Source organism: Streptomyces sp. NPDC013187 (assembly GCF_042899705.1).
GTDB classification, from domain to species: Bacteria; Actinomycetota; Actinomycetes; order Streptomycetales; family Streptomycetaceae; genus Streptomyces; species Streptomyces hawaiiensis_A.
Window position 1 is genome coordinate 229315 of record NZ_JBIBAF010000005.1, and the last position, 15863, is coordinate 245177.

General features: G+C 71.9%; 15 protein-coding genes and 1 tRNA gene. 7 read left to right on the forward strand and 9 right to left on the reverse strand.

Annotated elements, in window-relative coordinates; translation table 11 throughout:
• Window positions 1–19: 19 nt before the first annotated feature.
• A complete protein-coding gene (locus ACFY5B_RS12280; protein WP_221754709.1) occupies window positions 20–250 on the reverse strand; it encodes a DUF2277 domain-containing protein in 231 nt (76 codons plus the stop codon).
• Between the two features lie 102 nt (window positions 251–352).
• Here ACFY5B_RS12280 and ACFY5B_RS12285 point away from each other — a divergent pair, with 102 nt between their 5' ends.
• Together ACFY5B_RS12285 and ACFY5B_RS12290 are read left to right on the forward strand one after the other, a co-directional pair.
• Entirely contained in the window at window positions 353–1249 is an 897-nt protein-coding gene (locus ACFY5B_RS12285; RefSeq protein ID WP_389968098.1) for a ketopantoate reductase family protein, read from the forward strand.
• A gap of 51 nt (window positions 1250–1300) precedes the next feature.
• Window positions 1301–1654 (forward strand): hypothetical protein, encoded by a 354-nt coding sequence (locus ACFY5B_RS12290; protein ID WP_344457682.1) that lies wholly within the window; start codon window positions 1301–1303, stop codon window positions 1652–1654.
• Between the two features lie 78 nt (window positions 1655–1732).
• On the opposite strand, the gene ACFY5B_RS12295 is transcribed toward ACFY5B_RS12290, so the two are convergent.
• Entirely contained in the window at window positions 1733–2398 is a 666-nt protein-coding gene (locus tag ACFY5B_RS12295) for a DUF305 domain-containing protein (RefSeq protein ID WP_389968101.1), read from the reverse strand.
• 97 nt (window positions 2399–2495) lie between these two features.
• The gene (locus ACFY5B_RS12300; RefSeq protein ID WP_389968103.1) at window positions 2496–2924 is read right to left on the reverse strand and encodes a DUF6153 family protein; all 429 of its coding nucleotides are present in this window, start codon (window positions 2922–2924) and stop codon (window positions 2496–2498) included.
• 177 nt (window positions 2925–3101) lie between these two features.
• Here ACFY5B_RS12300 and ACFY5B_RS12305 point away from each other — a divergent pair, with 177 nt between their 5' ends.
• Window positions 3102–3650, forward strand: coding sequence for a hypothetical protein (locus ACFY5B_RS12305; protein WP_389968105.1), 549 nt, complete (start codon window positions 3102–3104; stop codon window positions 3648–3650).
• A 76-nt stretch (window positions 3651–3726) separates the two neighbouring features.
• Here ACFY5B_RS12305 and ACFY5B_RS12310 read toward each other — a convergent pair.
• Window positions 3727–3801: transfer RNA gene (locus tag ACFY5B_RS12310), tRNA-Val, on the reverse strand.
• Between the two features lie 210 nt (window positions 3802–4011).
• Here ACFY5B_RS12310 and ACFY5B_RS12315 point away from each other — a divergent pair.
• Window positions 4012–4839 carry a DUF4097 domain-containing protein gene (locus ACFY5B_RS12315; protein WP_389968107.1) on the forward strand — a complete coding sequence of 276 codons (828 nt, stop codon included), beginning with the start codon at window positions 4012–4014 and terminating at the stop codon, window positions 4837–4839.
• A gap of 74 nt (window positions 4840–4913) precedes the next feature.
• Complete coding sequence (locus tag ACFY5B_RS12320; RefSeq protein ID WP_389968109.1) at window positions 4914–6350, forward strand: hypothetical protein; 1437 nt, start codon at window positions 4914–4916, stop codon at window positions 6348–6350.
• A gap of 19 nt (window positions 6351–6369) precedes the next feature.
• Here ACFY5B_RS12320 and ACFY5B_RS12325 read toward each other — a convergent pair whose 3' ends face one another.
• The 3 genes from ACFY5B_RS12325 to ACFY5B_RS12335 form a co-directional block, all read right to left on the reverse strand.
• Complete coding sequence (locus ACFY5B_RS12325; RefSeq protein WP_389968111.1) at window positions 6370–7542, reverse strand: amidase domain-containing protein; 1173 nt, start codon at window positions 7540–7542, stop codon at window positions 6370–6372.
• A 107-nt stretch (window positions 7543–7649) separates the two neighbouring features.
• Window positions 7650–8927 carry a hypothetical protein gene (locus ACFY5B_RS12330; RefSeq protein WP_389968113.1) on the reverse strand — a complete coding sequence of 426 codons (1278 nt, stop codon included), beginning with the start codon at window positions 8925–8927 and terminating at the stop codon, window positions 7650–7652.
• A gap of 55 nt (window positions 8928–8982) precedes the next feature.
• Window positions 8983–11181: a transglycosylase domain-containing protein gene (locus ACFY5B_RS12335; RefSeq protein WP_389968499.1), complete on the reverse strand. Its 2199-nt coding sequence runs from the start codon at window positions 11179–11181 to the stop codon at window positions 8983–8985.
• A 250-nt stretch (window positions 11182–11431) separates the two neighbouring features.
• On the opposite strand from ACFY5B_RS12335, the gene ACFY5B_RS12340 reads away from it, so the two are divergent.
• Both ACFY5B_RS12340 and ACFY5B_RS12345 read left to right on the forward strand, forming a co-directional pair.
• Entirely contained in the window at window positions 11432–11656 is a 225-nt protein-coding gene (locus ACFY5B_RS12340) for a zinc ribbon domain-containing protein (RefSeq protein WP_389968115.1), read from the forward strand.
• A gap of 47 nt (window positions 11657–11703) precedes the next feature.
• On the forward strand, window positions 11704–12471 hold the full coding sequence (locus ACFY5B_RS12345) for a DedA family protein (protein WP_389968117.1): 768 nt from the start codon (window positions 11704–11706) through the stop codon (window positions 12469–12471).
• Here ACFY5B_RS12345 and ACFY5B_RS12350 read toward each other — a convergent pair.
• Both ACFY5B_RS12350 and ACFY5B_RS12355 read right to left on the reverse strand, forming a co-directional pair.
• A complete protein-coding gene (locus ACFY5B_RS12350) occupies window positions 12392–13201 on the reverse strand; it encodes an HAD family hydrolase (RefSeq protein ID WP_389968119.1) in 810 nt (269 codons plus the stop codon). The two genes, ACFY5B_RS12345 and ACFY5B_RS12350, sit on opposite strands and share 80 nt — an antisense overlap.
• The gene (locus ACFY5B_RS12355) at window positions 13201–15816 is read right to left on the reverse strand and encodes a phosphoribosyltransferase (RefSeq protein WP_389968501.1); all 2616 of its coding nucleotides are present in this window, start codon (window positions 15814–15816) and stop codon (window positions 13201–13203) included. Before ACFY5B_RS12355 ends, ACFY5B_RS12350 begins: the two co-directional genes overlap by 1 nt.
• Window positions 15817–15863 lie beyond the last annotated feature (47 nt).

Consider the following 15863-nt stretch of genomic DNA (forward strand, 5'->3'; position numbering starts at 1 on the left):
CCTCCGCGCCCGGGCCCGGCTAGCTCGCCTTCCGGGCCGCGGCCCCGCGGACTTCCAGACCGTCCAGCAACTCGGCCGTGGCCTGCGCGACGGCCTCCACGGCGCGGTCGAACACCTCCTGGTTGTGAGCGGCGGGGGCGCGGAATCCCGAAACCTTCCGCACGTACTGCAGGGCGGCAGCGCGCACATCCGCCTCGGTGGCCTCTTCGGGCATCGCGGGCGGGCGCAGCGTCTTGATACTCCGGCACATGCCCCCAGTCTCACCCTTTCGGCCCTCGTACGACAGCGATGCCTGCCATGATCGCTCCGAGGCGGCCACCATTCCGGGGCCGACCGACGAGAGGAACTCCTCGTGACGAACGAACTCACCGTGGCCGTTCTGGGCCCCGGCGGCGTGGGCGGTCTGCTCGCCGCCCTGCTCTCCCGCACCGGCCACCGTGTGATCTGCCTGTCCGGCGAGAAGACCGCCGAGACCCTGCGCACCGACGGCATCCGAGTGCGCAGCGCCCGCTTCGGCGACTTCACGGCCCATGTCGAGGCGGACACCGAGCTGCGTGAGCCGGTCGACGCGTGCCTGGTCACCGTCAAGCACACGGCCCTCGACGCCGCCCTGGCCCGGGTCCCCGCGCCGGTGCTGTCCGACGGCCTCCTCGTGCCGTTCCTGAACGGCGTCGAACACCCGGCGGCCCTGCGCGCCCGCTACCGGCCCGACCGGGTGGCTCCCGCCGTGATCCGCGTCGAGTCGACCCGTGTCGCTCCGGGCGACATCGAACACGGCAGCCCCTTCGCGGAGATCGACCTCACCGGCACGGCCGTGCCCCGGGCCCGCCTCGACGCCCTGGCCGAGGCTTTCACCGCGGCCGGTCCGGACACCCGCGTCCTGGAGGACGAGACGGCTGCCCTGTGGGCGAAGATGTCGTTCCTGGCGCCGTTCGCCCTGCTCACCACGCGCTACGGCCTCCCCATGGGCGAGGTCCGCACCCGCCACCGCGACGAGCTGACCGCCCTGGTCGAGGAGACGGCCGCGATCAGCCGCGCGTGCGGCGGCCCGGCGGACCCGGCCCGGGCGCTCGCCCGGTACGACACCTTCCCGGCGTCCATGAAGTCCTCGATGCAGCGCGACGCCGAGGCCGGCCGGCCCCTGGAACTGGACGCCATCGGCGGCGCGTTGCTGCGCGCGGCCGAGCGGCACGGGATTCCGGCTCCGGTGGCGGCCCGGGTGGTGGGTGAGCTGCGCCCGTTCGCATGAACCCCAGGAAGGAACTCGCCTGCCAAATTCGAACAGGCGTATCATTGGGTCGTGGCTGCGACCTATGACTTTCCGAGTGACCTCCTGGCCGGCCAGGAGGAACTCCATCAGGTCCGGGCCGAGCTGTCGGCCCTGCTGAAGCGGCTCCCGTGGTCGGTGGAGCCACTGGACGGCTTCAGCGACGACAACGGCTGGCGCAAGGTGGAACGGCCCGCCTCCCCCGGCTGGAGCGCGGACGAACAGGCCGAGGTGGAGAAGCTCCGGCAGCGGGAACACGAACTCGCCGTGTTCGTCAGCACCCACCGCTACTGGTCCGAACTCGCGGGTTCCGAGCGGGTGGCGGCCCGCTCGGAGCTGAAGCACGCGCATGAGGCTCCGCCGGAGGAGACCGGCGGAGCCTCATGACGGGGCCGGGCTGTCAGCTCAGCCCTTGCCCCCGCTCCAGGACTCGCCCCCGCTCCACAACTTGCTCCAGCTCCAGCTCTAGCTCTTGCTCTCGCTCTCGCTCTTGCCCAGGAGCTTGTTCATTTCGCCGATCTCGGCTCGCTGAGCGGTGACGATGTCGTCGGCCATGCGCTTGGCGTGGCCGTAGCGGCCCTTGCTCTGCTCGGTCCGGGCCATCTCCACGGCCCCCTCGTGGTGCTCGACCATCAGCGTCAGGAACTGCACGTCGAAGGCCTTGCCGGTCAGCCTCTCCAGCGCGGCCATGTCCTCTGCGCCCATCATGCCGGGCATACCGGAGTGGCCCGCCCCGGAGTGGTCCATGCCGCCGCCGGAGGCCGCGGGGACGTCCTCGCCCCAGGTCTTCAGCCAGCCGGTCATGGTCCGGATCTCCGGATCCTGCGCCTTCTCGATCCGGCCCGCGAGGTCCTTGACCGTGTCCGAGGAGGCCCGGTCGCCGGCCAGCCGCGCCATCTCCAGCGCCTGCCGGTGATGCGGGATCATGCCCTGCGCGAAGGCGACGTCCTGGGCGTTGTGGGCACCGGCGGACGACGGGGCCCCCGTGGGGCTGTGGCTCCCGGCGTCACCGTGACCGGCGGCCGCACGGTCGGCACCGTCACCGCCACAGGCTGCGAGGACGACGGCCGCGGCGCCCGCCGCCACCACGAGGGCGGTACGGCGCGTCAGGGTACGAATGCTGTTGCTCATGCGTGAACTCCTGCTTCTGCGAGGAACTGAGGATCGCGGACACGACGGAGGCATCACGCCGCCACCGGTCGGTACCGGCCGGCGTGACGCGTGGTGTCTAGATCCGCAGAAGCTGAAGCTCGGAGAGGGAAGGCGGGGCCCTGGCACCCTCCTTGTCCACGACGGCATACGCCCGAACGGCGCTCTCCCCCACGCCCGCGGGGACCGGGTCCGGGACGAGCGGAGGCAGCACCGGCCCACCGCCCACCGCACCCGAGGCACAGGTCGCGTCGGCGTGCTGGACGTGCCCGTCGCCGCAGTGCCCGCAGGGCATGACCTGGGACCGGGCCTCATGGGTCACGAACACATGACTCCGGGGCACGGCCGCCTGCGAGGCGTGCGCCCGCTCCCCGTGCCCCTGCCGGGGCAGACCACCACCGGGCGCCAGCCCGTGCATCCCCAGCAACCCCACCAACAGCCCCAGCACACACAGCACATGCCACCGCCGCTCGACGGTTCGCCGCACACGCTGCCCGGGGATGTTCACGCGCTCATCGTAGAGAGGGCCCGGAGCCGCCACCGAGCCGGGGCGGACGCGCGTACGGCTCGACTGCGGCTGTACGACCGCCCGTACCCCCATCAGGTGAACTCGTTCAGCCTTCTACAACCACGTACCTCCCCCGGCATGTCGTACGTACGACACGAATGATCCCGAGGGGGACCCATGAGCCAGCAGTACCCGCAGCAGCCGACCCAGCCCCACCCGCCGCAGCCCGGTCACGCCCCGGCGCCCCAGCCGCCGAAGAAGCGCGGCGTGGGCAAGATCGCGGGCCTCGGTTGCGCGGGCATCCTCGCCCTCTTCGTCATCGCCGCCGTCGCCACGGGCGGCGGAGGCGACGACAGCGGCGACACCTCGAACAAGGACAAGGCCGTCACCGCCGACGGCAAGCCCGGGGGCGACAGCGCCAAGAAGGCCGGGGCGGCTGAGGAGAAGCCCCAGGCCGAGCAGTTCAGGGATTGTGTCGCCGAGAACGGCACGGACACGGAGAAGGCCGCGGTCGAACACGTCACGAAGGTGACCGGCGCGGACAAGCGCAACGACATCCTCGACGCCGCGGAGGTCTTCACGGACTTCAGCGGCGGCCTGATGGGCCCCCACCAGGGCGAGGGCAAACTCATCGCCTCAGCGTTCACCTCCTGCTACGAGTCGGAGAACGGCCTCGTCACGGTGTACGACAAGGACGGCGAACTCCTCGCCAACGCGAACTACTGATCCCCGCCGCCGGGGCGTGGCACGGGAAAGGCCCCCCGGGGACATCCCTGGAGGGCCTTTGCCGGGAAACTCGGCGTGGTGGGCGCGGACGGTTTCGAACCGCCGACATCCTGCTTGTAAGGCAGGCGCTCTACCCCTGAGCTACGCACCCGTGTCCCGGGGCACGCCCAGGACGAGTCGACAGCCTACATTGCCCGGGGCACGGTCCCGCAAACCCGTATCGCGGCGCCGCGGCGGGTCCCGCGCCTGGGGCTGGCCCCACCCCGGGTCCGGGTGTGGGCCGGATCCCCCTGCCGGCCCCCGATCCATACGGTCGTAGAGCGCCCCGAGGCGCCCGTCGTCCGTCCAGGGGGAGATCGTCATGACCGCACACACCGCCGTCGCCCGTGCCACCGTCCTCGCCGGTGCCGTCGTCGTGCTCGTCGCCGGGCTCAGCGCCTGCGGGGCGTCCGCCGGGGACGACACGGACCCCGACCACCGGTCCTTCGGCCTCCAGGGCCGCACCCTCACCGTCGACTCCGACGACTCGGCCCTGGAGATCGTCGCCGCCGAGGGCAACCCGGCGGGCGAGATCGAGGTCACCCGCTGGTTCCAGGGCAAGGTCGCCGTCGGCACGGCCCCCGAGGCCACCTGGTCCCTGCGGGACGACCGGCTGGTCCTGCGGCTGAAGTGTTCCGGCATGGTCGTCGACTGCTCCGCCGAACACCGCATCGAGGTACCCCGCGGCGTCACCGTCAAGGTCCGGGTCGGCGACGGCAGCGTGCGGGCCCGCGGCTTCCACGACCCCCTGGACATCCGCACCGGCGACGGCTCCGTCCACGTCTCGGACACCACCGGCCCCGTCGAGCTGCGCACCGGCGACGGGTCGATCCGGGTCAGCGACACCACCGGTCCCCTGGGGATGCGCACCGGCGACGGATCCATCCGGGCGGATGTCTCCTCCCGTGACGTGCGCACCCACACCGGCGACGGTTCGGCCCGCCTCGAACTCGGCGTCGTACCGGACCGCGTGGAGTCCCGGAGCGGCGACGGCTCCGTGACCATCACGGTGCCCCGGGCCGCCTACCGGGTGACCACCGAGACCGGCGACGGCGGCGTCGATGTGTCCGTGCCCCGGGACGAGAGCAGCGCCCATGTGGTGTCCGCCCGGACCGGCGACGGCAAAGTGACGGTCCGAACAGCGAACTGACCGGCCCGTGTGTTCGTCCCTAACCGGTGGGAGAATGACACCGGGCAGGGCGGACCACGGCACGGGAGAGGGATGTGACGGCGACACCAGGACAGCCGGACTCGCCGTCGGTGCCGCGCGCACACCGCCCGCGTCGCCCCGCCCCCCGTACGCCGGGACGCCCGCGTCGCCCCGCTTCCCGTACGCCGGTGCGCCCGCTCCGGGACGCGCTCACCCTGATGGCGTTGCCGCTGGTGGCCGCGCTGGCGCTGCCCGCCGCCTTCGCGGGCGGGGGCACCCGGCGCTGGTTCGGCGGGCGGGCCGAGAACCAGCGGGCCGAGGCCCAGGCGGCGAAGGACGCCGCCGCCGCCGCGTTCTACGAGCTCGACACCGCCCAGCGCGACCTGCGCATCTCGATCGAGACGATCACCGCCGTCGACGACTCGCCCGCCGCCCGCCGCGCCGTGGCCGACTTCGACGCCCTCGGCCACCGCATCGACGAGGTCAGCCACCGCTACATCGACGCCGTCGACGCCCACGACCTCGACCGCGACGATCTGGAGGCGTCCGCCGCCTCCCGCGCCCGGGCCGAGCTGACCGCCGCCAAGGAGGAACTCGGCCGGGTCAAACAGGAGCTGGACCGCTTCACCGACGGCCTCGGGCCCCTCCTCGGCAAGGCCGAGACCCAGCTGGCGCGTCTCGCCCCCGCGGTCGAACGCGCCCGCCAGGCCCTGCTCGCCGCTTCCGAGGCCCTCGACTCGGTGCGCGCCTCCGGGCTCAGGGCGGACGACCTCGCCGCCCGGCTCGCCGCCCTCTCGCCCGAGCTGACCAAGCTCAACCAGGGCGCCGGACAGCACGGCGTCCCGCAGACCCTGGAGCGGGCCGCGCGGGTCACGCGTGAGGCCGAGGCGGTCCGCGTGGAGGCCGAGCGGCTGCCGGACCGGGCCGCCGAGATCGACCACCGCCTCGTTTCCCTGCGCACCCGCGCCCAGGCCCTCACCACCCGCTCCGAGCAGGTCGAACCGACCCTGAGCGAACTGCGCCGCCGCTTCACCGCGGCCTGCTGGCAGGACCTGCAGCACGTCCCCGACGCCGCCGCCGAGAACGTCCGCCGGGCCGAGACCAGACTGGCCGAGGCACGCACCGCCCGGGGCGAACAGCGCTGGGCCGACGCGACGGCCCTGCTGTCGACCGCACGCGCCCTGCTGAACAGCACCGACGAGGCCGTCTCCGCCGCGGGCGACCGGCTGCACCGCCTGAACGCCGTGCAGAAGGACCCCCAGCAGGAGATCGACCGCACCCGTTTCGCCATCCGCGACGCCCAGCGCCTCGCCATGGCCGGCCGCAACACCCCCGACCCGCGCCACGCCCGCCCCCTGGACGACGCCGTGGCCCGCCTGGACCGTGCCGTCGCCGGTCTCGAGGGCCGCCATCCCGACTACTGGCACTTCCTCACGGAGACGGAAGCGGTCCGCCGGGCCGTGGCCCACGTGGTCTCCGAGATCCGCGAGGAGCGAGGGGCCGGACACTGAGCCCGGCCCCGGCCCGTGCTCAGGTGCGGTAGGCGTAGTAGTACGCGCTCGGGTACGACGCGACGAGGCTCGCCACCGACCTGCGGAGGGTGTTGTTGGAGTGGTAGGTCACGTACGGCACACCGCCGCTCTTGTACGTGACGATCATCGTGTGGTCCTTGGACCCGTCCCGGTCGAAGTCCATCTGGAGGACGTCACCGACCTCGAGCTGGAAGACGTTGGCGAGCGGCTGGGTCCGCTTGGAGTTCTGGGCGAACCAGGACCACTCGTTGACGCCGACGAAGGAGTCCGACTGGATGTCGGCGTTGCCGAACCACTTGGTGTAGTCGTACACGTAGCCGGGGGCGTGCTTCCAGCCGCCCGCCTTCAGGGACTGGCTGACGAAGTTGGTGCAGTCGCCGCCCGCGCCGTGACCGCCGAAGTCCGGGTAGTCCTTGTTGTAGACGTTCCAGTACTTCTCGGCGTAGGCCGCCATGGCCTTGTAGTCGTACGTCGTGCCCGTCTTCGGGGCGGCGGCCGGGTTGCGGGTGGTCGCCGCGCGCGGGGCGTTCGGCGTGGTGTTGTCGGCGGCGGTGGTCGCCTTGACCGGGGCCGGCTTGGAGAGCGTGTTCACCGCGAGACCGCCCTCGTCGGTGTCGCGGATGCCGGTCAGCCGCCAGTCGCCGTGCCGGTCGGCCTTGAAGGTCAGCTCGTGCCGGGCCTGGAATCCGGTGGTCTTCGGCGCGTCGCCACGGGCCCCGGCGTAGGTCAGGGTCGTGGTCTCGGTGACGTCCGCCTTGGCCGTACGGCCCGTCACCCGCGTGGCGTTCAGGGTGACGGTGGTGCTGGCCTTGCCGTACGTCTCGCCGGCCTTCGCCAGCCTCTCCTTGCGCTGCCCCAGCTCGGACAGCGTGGCGTCCTCGGTGCGTGCCGTGCCCGAGGACAGCGCGACATCGCCGGAGAAGCCGTCGGTCAGCGGCTTGTCGGCGCCTGCCCGCCCGCCGTCGACCAGGGCGTTGGTGCGGTCGGTGAAGACCGCGTCGGCCAGCCGCTGGAAGGTGGCCTTGGTCCGCGCGTCCACCGTCGGATCGTCGCTGACCGCCGCGCCCGCGCTCCAGTTGGGCAGCAGAGCGACTCCCGCGACGACCGAGGTCGCCGCGGCCCCGAGTATCGTGACGCGACGGCGCGTCCCGCTCAGTTTCCTTGATTTCACTGGTGTTTCCCCTCTTGCCCCGGCCGAAGGGTGACCGGGGTAGGAGATCTTTGCACGAAGCGTGCGGCCCCTGTGAAGGGTGTTGCGCCTGTTACTTTCGGGCCTGATCACTTCACGACCGTCGACCAGTCGGGCGACTGCGCCGGGTCCAGGCCGCGCAGGCGTTGCAGGGTCCCGGGCTTCTGCACGTCGAGCCAGTCGGCCAGTTCCCTGAAGGACACGCATTTGACGTCCTTCTTGGTGCACATTTCCTTGATCACCCGGTCGACGGCCCGCATGTAGATGCCGCCGTTCCAGTCCTCGAAGTGGTTTCCGATGAACAGCGGGGCACGGCTGCCGTAGTACACGCGGTTGAAGCCGGACATGTAGGAGGCGACGGTCTCCTCCTCCCACTCGGGGTACTTCGCCGGGTCTCCCTCGGTCTCGCCCTCGGACTGGTTGTAGAGGAAGTTGAAGTCCATCGACAGGCCCTGGTACTTGCCGCCCTCGTACGGGAGCATCTGCAGCGGGAAGTCCCAGATGCCGTTCTTCTTGGCGGGCCATATCTGGAAGTCGCCCGCGGAACTGGCGTCGTAACGCCACTTGTAGTCCTTGGCGGCCGTCAGCAGGTTCTTCTGGCCCTCCAGGCAGGGCGCGCGGCCTCCCGTGACCTCCTTCCTGATGTCGAACGGCAGGGGATCGACGTCCTGGAAGCCGGTGTTGGTCTTCCACTTCTCGGTGAAGTCGTAGAACTGGTCGATCTCGCTCTTCCACTCCGCGACGCTCCAGTCACCGCCGCCCTTCTTGCCGCAGAAGTGGCCGTTGAAGTGGGTGCCGATCTCGTTCCCGTCCTGCCATGCCTTGCCGAGTTGCTCCAGTGTGGTGCGGATGTGTTCGTCGGTGGCGAAGCTGATCGCCGCCGACCCCTTGGCGTGCTGGGGCGGGGCGTAGAGGTTCTTCTTGCTCTTGGGCAGGAGGTAGATGCCCGTGAGGAAGAAGGTCATGTGGGCGTCGTACTCCTCGGCCAGCTCCCGGTAGTGCGAGAAGAGCCCGTCGTCGCCCTGCAGCGCGCCGTCCCAGGAGAAGACGACGAACTGGGGCGGCTTCTGCCCCGGCTTGAGCGGCACCGGCTTCAACTGGCCTTTCGGGGGGCCGGTGTAGGAGGTGGAACCGTCCCCGAGGACCTTCGTCCTGCCGTCCCACCCGGGCTCCTGGTCCGGCTTCGGGGAGACCCCCTTGCGAGCTCCGGAGGAGGCGGTCGGGGTGGTGGTGTCCGAGCGGGTCAGCACCACGTAGCCCGCCACCAGGGACGCGACGACGAGGAGGGCCGCCAGGGCCAGCACCCCCGGGGGCACGGCGCGACGGGGTGCGCGAGGTCGGCGGCGGCGGCCGGACGGCGATTTCATGCGCGGCTCATTCTGCGAGGGGGGTGGGGGGACGGAACGGGGGCGGGCTCGGGGATCAGCCGATACCGCGGGCACCGGACCAGATGCGGTACGGGACGCTGTCGCCGGGAGAGCCCGCGATCCCGTCCAGCGGCAGGGGTTCGAGGCTCTTGGTGAGGTCGATGCGGTAGGCCACCACGGCCGTCGACACGGAATTGGCCGTGCCGACGTACCAGGCGGCCGTGTCGTTCTGCGTGGTGCCGGCCTTCCCGGCCACCCCGGCGGTCGTGGCCGCTCCCGGGTGGGCGGTGCGGAAGCCGTCCGCGAGGGCGGACTGGACGGCCTCGGCCACGCTCGCCTTCACGGCACGGCGGGCCGCCGGCTTCGTCAGCGCGACCTTGGAGCCGTTGCGGGTGATCCGGGCCACCGAGTACGGCTCGACGTGTTTGCCGGCGGCGGCGAACGTGGCGTATCCGCTGGCCATGCGGATCGCGCTGGGCGTGGCACTGCCCAGGGACAGGGCGGGCACCTGCGGGCCGAAGCTGGAGGAGAGCAGGCCCGCCCGCTGGGCGGTGTCCCGCACCTTGTCCAGGCCGGTGTCCATGCCGAGCTGCATGAACGGCGTGTTCACCGACAGGGCGAGCGCCCGGCCCAGGCCGATCCGCCCGTAGGACTTCCCGCCGTCGTTGCGGGAGGTGACCTGCTTGCCGCCACGGTCCCAGTAGGGGCCCTCGGGTGTCCGCACGGCGATGCCGTCGTCCCCGTCGTACAGCGTCTGCGGGGTGACCTCGGTCGCGGCACCGTCACGGGTCCGGTGCACGCCGTGTTCCAGGGCCGCGGCGTAGACGAACGGCAGGAAGGCCGAACCGGCGGGCACGGTGGTCGCGTTCGACTCGTTGTAGCCCTGCTCACGGTGGTCGGGGCCGCCGTGGACGGCGAGGATGCGCCCGTCGGCGGCCACCGAGGAGGCGCCGAAGTGCAGGGCCTTGGCCTTGGCCGGGTCGTCCTTGCGCGCCCGCTTGCGGGCCTTGTCCACGGCGTCGGTGAGGGCGGTCTCCTGCTTGCGGTCGAAGGTCGTGTAGATCTGGTAGCCGCCCAGGTCGAACTCCCTGGCCGTCAGGTGCGCCGCCTTCTTCGCGTACTGGGCGGCCAGTTCCACGAGGTAGTCGCTCTGCTTGCCGGTGTCGTAACCGGGCGCCCGCTTCAGCGGCTCGGGGAACGCCTTGTACCGGGCGCGCTCGGACTTCGACAGGGCGCCGGTGTCGACCATGCGGTCGAGGATCCAGGACCAGCGCTCCACCGCCCGGGCGTGGTTGGCCTGGCTCAGGGCCGGGTCGTAGAGCCCGGCGCCCTTGAGGAGGGAGGCGAGGAAGGCGGCCTCGCCGGCGTCGAGTTCGCCGACGTCCTTGCCGTAGTAGGCCTGGGCGGCGCGCTGGATGCCGTAGGTGCCGCGGCCGAACCAGCTCGTGTTGAGGTAGCCCTCGAGGATGTCGTCCTTGCTCATCTCGTTGTCGAGCTTGAGGGCGAGCATCGCCTCGGTGAACTTGCGGCCAACGGACCGGTCCTGGTTGAGGTAGACGTTCTTCACGTACTGCTGGGTGATGGTGGAGCCGCCCTGGGTCTCCCCCTGGCCGACGGTGCGCCACAGGGCGCGGCCGAGGCCACTGAGGGATATGCCGGGGTCGCTGTAGAAGCTCGCGTTCTCCGCCGCCAGCACCGCGCCGCGGACGTCCTCGGGTATGTCCTGCAAGGGCATCGCCTGCCGCCGCACCCAGCCGGTGCGGGCCATCGGTGTCCCGTCGGACCAGAAGTAGACGTTGTCCTGCTGGGTGGCGTAGGAGTTGAGGTTCTCCGGGATGTCGGTGGCGGCGTAGGCGGAGCCCAGCAGGACGACGCTCAGGCCGGTGAACGTCAGCACGGCACCGAGCCACTGCCGCCAGGAGGGCGCCCAGCGCCGCCAGCCGGTGCGGTCGGCGTGCGGGTAACGGGGCCGCAGGCGGCGGGCTTCGGACGCGACGCGGGCGGCGAGTCGCGCGGGCCCCGGGGCCGCGGCGGACATCCGGGACAGGGGGGAGGACCGGGGGGCCCTGCGCCGACGGGGCGACCGGCCGGGACCGCTCCCGTCCGCGGCCCTGCCGGAGGACGCGTTCGCCTTGTCGGTCGCGGCCACCTCGACGACGCGCAACAGCACGGTCTCGTCCGCGTTCCCGGCATCGGAGACCTTCAACTGCATGGTCTCGTCCGCGTTCATGGCATCGGGGACCTTCAACTGCATGGTCTCGTCCGATTCCCGCCCAGCCTTGGACACGGCTGTCTCCCTCCCGCTCACCATGGTGCTCGCGCGGAAGGGCGTGACCGCCGTGGTGAGCGGCAGCGAGCCCTTGCGTTCCCCCGCTTTTTACGGCTCCTCGCGACGTTCGAAAGTTATCAGCGGCCTTTACAGGTCCTCCACACCGGTACGGCAACAGTGATCAAAGCGATCCCGGAAGCACGTCACTTCCGTCGGCGCGGATTAACCTGTCCCCATGCCTCGCTACGAGTACCGCTGCCGGACCTGCGGCGACACGTTCGAACTCAGCCGTCCCATGGCCGAGTCCTCCGACCCAGCGGCCTGCCCGTCCGGTCACGACGACACGGTGAAGCTCCTCTCCACGGTCGCGGTCGGCGGCTCTGCCGCCGCCCCGGCACCGGCGCCCCGCGCGGGCGGCGGCGGTGGGGGCGGCTGCTGCGGAGGCGGTTGCTGCGGCTGACGCGTCTCCTCAGGAGTCCTTCAGCTTCGGTTTCCTAGCGTGGTGGCATGACAGCCATCGCAGCGGACGCCGGGCCGCAGTGGGTGAACGACCTGATGGACGCGCTGGGCGCGCCGGGTGCCGGTCTCGCCATCGCCCTGGAGAACCTGTTCCCGCCGCTGCCCAGCGAGGTGATCCTGCCGCTGGCCGGGTTCGCCGCGAGCAGCGGCCGGATGAGCCTGCTCGCCGTCCTGCTGTGGACGACGGCCGGCTCGGTGATCGGCGCGCTCGCGCTGTACGGGGTCGGCGCGCTGCTCGGCCGTGACCGGACGGTGGCGATCGCGGCCCGGCTGCCGCTGGTGAAGGTCGCGGACATCGAGAAGACCGAGGCGTGGTTCCTCAAGCACGGCACCAAGGCCGTGTTCTTCGGCCGGATGATCCCGATCTTCCGCAGCCTGATCTCCGTACCGGCGGGCGTCGAGCGCATGCGCCTGCCGGTGTTCCTGGGTCTGACCACCCTGGGGAGCGCCATCTGGAACACGGCGTTCGTGCTCGCGGGCTACTTCCTCGGCGCGAACTGGCACCAGGTCTCGGACATCGTCTCCGCCTACTCGAAGGTGGTCCTGGCCGTAGCGGTGGTGGCAGTGGCGGTGTTCATCGGAGTACGTCTGCTACGACGTCGTGAAGGGGCGCGGGGAACTGCGCGAACGGCCACGACGGCGCCGCACCCGCACGACGACCACCCCACCCGAACGCTCAGGCGCCCCTCACTGCCCCGAGAAACTCCCTCAGGATCCGCTCCCCGGCCAGAACGCCCCGCTCGGGAAGCGCCCTGATACCGGGTGCCGTGAAGCCCGTGTCGGCCAACTCCCCGTGCCCCGGCCGCCACCCCCGGTCCGCCGCGAGGAGCAGGTCCGCGTCGAGCAGGGAATCACCCGCGGCGAGCGTGAGATCGGCCCCGGTCCGCCGGGCCACCTCGCGCATCGCCGCGCTCTTCGTGAGCGGCTTGGGAACGGCGTAGATCTTGCGGCCCTGGAGGGACACGGTCCAGCCGCGGTTCTCCGCCCACACGGCGAGTTCCTTCACCCAGTCCTCGTCGAGCAACTCGCGCTCCACGACCAGGTAGGCGAAGAGGTCGTCGGCGACGCGGTGCTTGCGCACCCATACGGGGTCGGCGGCCCTCAGCAGGTGCTCCTGCACCTCGGCCAGCGGCGCGCACTGGTCGGCCAGCCGCGCGGTGACCTGCGCGTGCCAGTCGGGGTCGGACACGCCGTCCACCAGCAGATGGCCGCCGTTCGCGCAGATCGCGTACGTGGGCGCGGGACCCGGCAGGTTGATGCGCTGGTACTGCTTGCGCGTCCGGGTGGTCGTCGGCACGAACACGGCCGCGTCGCCCAGGTCGGTGAGGAGCCGGGCGGCCGTCTCCGTCATGTACGACAGCGGCTTGCTCTCGTGCACCTCCACACACAGCAGCCGGGGAGCCCGCGCGTCCGGCATGGTCAGGGCCAGGGCCGCGGCGGAGTAGATCAGGGTGCGGTCGAGGTCGCTGGCGACGATTGCGGGCATCAGAGGGCCACCGCCTTGCCGTCGGCGCCGGTCGCGCCCCGGGTGTACTGGGGGTGGATCAGGCCGACGCAGGTGTAGGGCAGTCCGTCGACCTCCTCGACGGGCACGCCCCGTTGCTCGGCCAGCAGACGCACGTGGTCGAGGTCGCTGCCCGCCCCGGCGCGCGCCAGGACCTTCCAGGGCACGCGGCGCAGCATGACCCGGGTGGTCTCGCCGACGCCCGGCTTGACGAGGTTCACGTCGTGGATGCCGTACTCCTCGCTGATGCGCTCGACGGCTGCCCAGCCCTCCCAGGTGGGCGAGCGGTCGGCCGCGAGCAGTTCCTTGGCCTGGGCGCCGGCCGCGTCGGCCACTTCGGGGAAGCGCGCGGACACGGCGTCCAGGAAGGCCACCGAGACGTCGGTGGCGGCGAGTTCGCGGTAGAACTTCGCGCCGTGGAAGTCGTGCGGGCCGACGAGGTCCGCGCGCAGCACGGTCCGCGAGATCAGGCCGGAGACGGTGGAGTTGAGGCAGGCGGAGGGGATGAGGAAGTCCTCGCGGGTGCCGTAGGTGCGCACGCAGGAGCCCGGGTCGGCCAGGACCGCGATCTCGGGGCTGAAGCCGGTGATGCCGTCGGACTTCTCGAACTCCTCCAGGGCCTGGGCGAGTTCGCGGGTGATGGCGCCCTTGCCGGTCCAGCCGTCGACGAAGACGACGTCCCGGGGGTCGTGGTGCCGGGCGAGCCAGCGCAGGGCGTTGGCGTCGATGCCCCGGCCGCGGACGATCGACACGGCGTAGTGCGGCAGGTCCAAGCCGTGCCGGTGCTGGGCCCAGCGGCGCATGAGGATGCCGACGGGTGTCCCGGCACGGGCCAGGGAGACCAGTACGGGACGCGGGGACCGCTCCGCGAGGACCGTCTCGGTGACGACGCCGACCGCCTGGGCGATACGGGCCGCCGACTCCTCCAGCGCGGCGTGGAACAGCTCCTGGTACTGCTCGCTGGGCTGGTACTCCACGGGCAGCGACTCCGCATAGTGCGCGCCGCCGCTTTGGATCGCCTCCTCGCGCTCCTCGGTCGGCGCCTCCAGCGTCACGTCCGAGAGGTCCTGGAGCAGCCAGCCGACCTCCTCGGGCGCGTACGAGGAGAAGTCGGGGCCGCGGAGGGGCTCGGGCAGCATGCGGGGCCTTTCAGGGGCGTACGACGGTACGACGGCGAGGAGGACCTCGGGGGTGTGCGCGGCGAGCCGGGCCAGCAGGCCGTCGGGCGCGTGCAGGGCGGGGGTGTCCGCGGCCGAGTCGACCACCACGACGACGGCGTCGAATCCGGCGCCGGCCACGTTGTAGGCGTACCGCTCGCCGGGTCCGTCGGCGGGGTCGTCGTGGGCGGGGAAGGCGAGGCGGGTGCGTATCGCGTAGCCGGGGTCGTCGACGGCGAGGACGGGTGAGCGGGTGGTGGTCGAGTAACGGACCTCGAGGTCGGTGTCGCGCTCCAGCTCGCGGGCCAGCCTCAGCGGCGCGTACATCAGCTCCTCGAAGCCGAGGACGTGCACGCGGCGGGCGTCGTGAGGCAGAGCGTGCGCCAGGCGGCGGGCCATCGCCGGCAGGGCGTCCTCCAGGCGCTCTCGATGGGCGGGGGTGAAGCCGTGGCGTCCGCCGTCCGGCAGGTCGTGGGGCCAGTGCAGGTCGATGCGGGTGACGTGGGGGTCGGTGCGGTCGTCGTCCGGGTGCGGGCCGGTGGGGGTCGTTCGCGCAGTTCCCCGCGCCCCTGAGGGGTCGGCCTCCTGGTCGGCTCCGACGGCAACGCCGCTGTCGGGGGGCGCGGGGAACTGCGCGACCAGCCCCGACGGCGCCGCACCCGCCGACGAACCCCCCGCCGCACTCCCGGTCGCACTCTCCGACTCGTACCGCGCCACCAGCTCCTGCCCCTTCTCCAGCACCCCCTCGGGCAGCCGAACGGTCCCAGAAGCCGCTGCCACCAGATCGACCCGCGCTCCGATCTCGCGGGCGAACTCCTCCAGCCGACCGGTGTCCGCCGCCGACCGCATGTCCACCAGCGCCACCACGACGTACCGCCGCCGCGGATACCGCCCCTGCAGATCACGGACTGTGTTCAGCACCGTGTTGCCCGTGGAGAACTCGTCGTCGACCAGGACCAGCGGTCCGTCACCGGCCAGCAGGGCCGGGTCCTCGGGCAGCAGCAGGTGCGAGGTCGCGTGGGAGTGGGACTCCTCGAAACCGCCGGCCGGGTCGAGACCGGCGATCGGGCGGCGCGTGGAGTGCAGGTAGGGGGCGAGGCCCAGCCCGTCGGCGACACAGTGGCCGAGGCCGGTCGCGGTCTCCGCGTAGCCGAGGACGACGGCCCTGCGGGCCTCGTCGTCACCCAGCAGCTCACGAACCCGGCGGCCCAGCTCCCAGCCGTAGCCGTACACGACGGACGGCGACTGCGGCACGTGCTTGCCCAGCACGTGCGACACGAGCAGGTGGGCCCGCTTGGGGTTGCGGCGCAGCGCCAGCCCCAGCAGGCCGGTGAGCCCGTCGTCGCCGACGAGCTCGACGCCGAGCCGCTCGGCGACCCAGTCGCCGGACCAGACGCCGTCGGCCCGGTCGGCCGGCCCGTCCGCCGCATCGGCGCGCACCTCGTGGTGCTCCCCCTCGTTCACTGCCTTCTCCGCCTTCTTCGACT